Source organism: Williamwhitmania taraxaci, assembly GCF_900096565.1.
GTDB classification, from domain to species: Bacteria; Bacteroidota; Bacteroidia; order Bacteroidales; family Williamwhitmaniaceae; genus Williamwhitmania; species Williamwhitmania taraxaci.
In genome coordinates, this window is the sequence record NZ_FMYP01000136.1 from 1 (window position 1) to 3197 (window position 3197).

Sequence of the window (3197 nt, forward strand, 5' to 3'; positions counted from 1 at the left end):
TCATCATCCAATCGCACCATACTGGAATTGAAACCAATTCCCGCGCTAGCCGATGTGGTAAGCCAGGCATGCATCCAATCGCACCATACTGGAATTGAAACCGCTTACAAAGATGCAAGTCTACTCAGATATCGAGTCATCCAATCGCACCATACTGGAATTGAAACTGCCTACTAAGTCCTGTTGAGCCTTAACAGCTGAATCATCCAATCGCACCATACTGGAATTGAAACCACACTGCGAAGCAACTGCAACGCCATCACGTTTGACATCCAATCGCACCATACTGGAATTGAAACTGTGGGATGATGCAAAAAAAGGAATTCCGAACCAGTTGGCAGCGCGCACGATTGTTGCCCAATGCATAGCGCCACGATGCGCTGCCCTCACCAACCGGATTGTAGAATGATTTATTTGCAAGCACCTTAGGCGATAAACGGAAGTTAGGAAGGCAAATTATATAGCAGCACGATGTAGGGACACGATATATCGTGTTTGCAAAAAAAAAATGACAATGTTGTGCCAATTTCGTCCCCCTAATTTCTTTCGCCCAATGTCTGATGCCTCCGGAATCGCCGCATATAGAATTCTCATGACCATTTCATTCTAGATGCCTTCAGGGGAATAATTCCAACAAACATTGAACCCATTTCTAAGGATATGGAAATCATTTCTCAGAGAAGGGGCATTATTCAGCAGGCATGGGACAATTCCAAACAAACATGGGAATGATTTCATTGGAAAAGGATGTTGATTCTAAATGAAGGGGCAATGTCCAACAGAGAGGGGATGCGGTTCAGCAAAGGAGGGAATTACTTCAGAGAAAATCGATATAGGTTTTACAGGCATAAATGCTATCCATTATAAAAGGGATAATACCTTACAAAGAAGGGCCATTGTTTCGCAAAGAAGGGTGCTAATCCAACAGTTAAATATATCGTTTATGCAGAGAATAGAGCCAACTTTTTAAATTGGGACATCATTCAACAGATGCGGGGAGTTATCATGCAAAGGAATTGTTTTAGTTTGTTAACTTTAGTTATACCTTATATCCGCAACATAAAAGCATAAAATAATCGGGAACCCCTGTAATAATAATCATCACAAGGCTTTCCCGATTAAAATATTTTCACCTACTTAGGTGAAAACATCGTAGCGGATGAAAATTACATATTCTAGCGACACTATCAACTCTTTTGGCGGAATAAATTTTGCAGACAAAATTATCCGGGACGCCTCCATTTACGATACCATAGACCAAACGCTTGGCATTCGGGGAGTTAAGGCACAGTATTCCTACAGTGATTTGTTTCGATCCTACCTTATGCTGGTTTTATGCGGCGGCGAATGTGCCGAGGATATTACCGAACACCTGCGCTCAGAGCTGAACCAGCTTACCGGATTTCAAGCCTGCTCGGCCGACACGCTGCTGCGCCTGCAGAAGGAGCTGGCTACGGAGAAGGAGACCATGGTTTCCGCCGCAGGCGTTACGCACGAGTTCAACATCAACACCAAGCTGAACGACCTGATGGTTCAGCTGCTGGTTCAAACAGGCCAGCTATCCCCAGCGGTTGACAGCTACGTTTTCGACTACGACAACCAGGTTATCCCCACCGGGAAGTACGACGCAAAGCGGAGCTACAAGCACGTTGATGGGTACTTCCCGGGCATCGCGTCCATCGGGAACTACCCCGAATACATTGAAAACCGGAACGGGAACAGCTCGGTGAAGTTCAAGCAGGACGAGACCCTTACGCGGGCCTATGCGGGGCTGAACTTGGCGGGCATCCGGGTAAAGCACAGCCGAATGGATTGCGGTTCGTTCGACAGGAGCGTGGTACCGGTGGTGGAGGCCAACTCGGAGTTCTTCTACATCCGGGCGCAGCGGTGCGCCAACCTGTTCAGTCTGGTAAGCGCTATCCCGCGCTGGGAAACGGTAGAGATCGGGTTTAAGGAGTACGAGCTGGCCACCCTGGAGTACGCGCCGTTTGGCCAGGCTAAGGTCTACCGCTACGTGGTGAGCCGGGAAAGGAAGGCCGACCTCCAGGGCGACCTGTTCACCGGGGATGCCTTCGCCTACCGGGCGATAATGACCAACAACTGGGAAATGACCAACCTAGAGGTGGTGCTGTTCTACAACGACCGGGGGGAGAGCGAGCGCCTGTTCGACGAGATGAACAACGACTTTCTGTGGAAAAAGATGCCCTTCTCCTTCCTTCAGGAGAATACGGTGTTCTTGATCCTGATGGCGATCTGCCGCAACCTCTTCCACCTGCTGACGGAGTTCATCAGCCAGCGGCTCAGCTTTATCAAGCCAACCTTCCGGTTGAAGAAGTTCATTTTCCGCTTCATGGTAGTGCCGGCCAAGTGGATAATGCGGGGCCGGCAGCGCATCCTGAAGCTCTTTTCGGCCAAGAAATACCACCTGCTGCTGGAGTGAAGCGGCCACATTGTTGAGCCCTATGGGAAAGGTATGCCTGCACAGGAACAGATAGCGTCTGAATACCTGACACTTACGATTCGTTACGGTTTTTATTGCCGCAGGCCTCCAAAAAAAGGAGGTCGCAAACCAAAAGGTGAGCAAAAAACGGAAGAAGTGCCGCGAAGAAGGGCTATGGCGAACCAGAAAAACGGCAAAATATCCCGCAAGCAAACATAAATACGCTAAGATTTAAAACCTAGCAATTGACCTGCGGATTTAAGGCTTGCTGTAAAAAAAGTGTTGTTAAACATGCTGAGGTATTGCAAACTGCCACCGGGTGGCGGTGGTAAGTATTATTATTGTAGCATGGCTTGCGGCCGCAACCTGGGCAGATTCCGAAAAGCCCCAATAGAGTAGGATACTATTAATTGTTATTGTACCTTAAATCCGCAGGTCGATTGCTAGGTTTTAAATCTTAGCGTATTTAGGTTTGCTTGGTGGATATTTTGCCATTTTTTTGGTTCGACATAGCCCTTCTTTGCGTCACTTCTTCCGTTTTTCGCTCCCCCTATGGTTTGCAACTTCCTTTTTTGGAAGCCTGCAACAATAAAAACCGTAACGAACCGTAAGTGTCAGGTATTCAATTACTAGCTATTGAGGCGCGGGCATACCTTTCCCATTGGGCACAGCAGCGTGGCCGCTTCACTCCAGCAGCAGGTGGTATTTCTTGGCCGAAAAGAGCTTTAGGATGCGCTGTCGTCCCCGCATTATCCAC

General features: G+C 48.1%; 1 protein-coding gene and 1 CRISPR repeat array. The gene reads left to right on the plus strand.

Going from position 1 to position 3197, the window contains the following annotated elements; all coding sequences use genetic code 11:
- Positions 1 to 4: 4 nt before the first annotated feature.
- Positions 5 to 299: a CRISPR direct-repeat array (repeat unit 30 nt; unit sequence CATCCAATCGCACCATACTGGAATTGAAAC).
- An 860-nt stretch (positions 300 to 1159) separates the two neighbouring features.
- Positions 1160 to 2440, plus strand: a complete 1281-nt coding sequence (locus BLS65_RS17375) for an IS1380 family transposase (RefSeq protein WP_092441057.1) — start codon at positions 1160 to 1162, stop codon at positions 2438 to 2440.
- Positions 2441 to 3197: the final 757 nt, after the last annotated feature.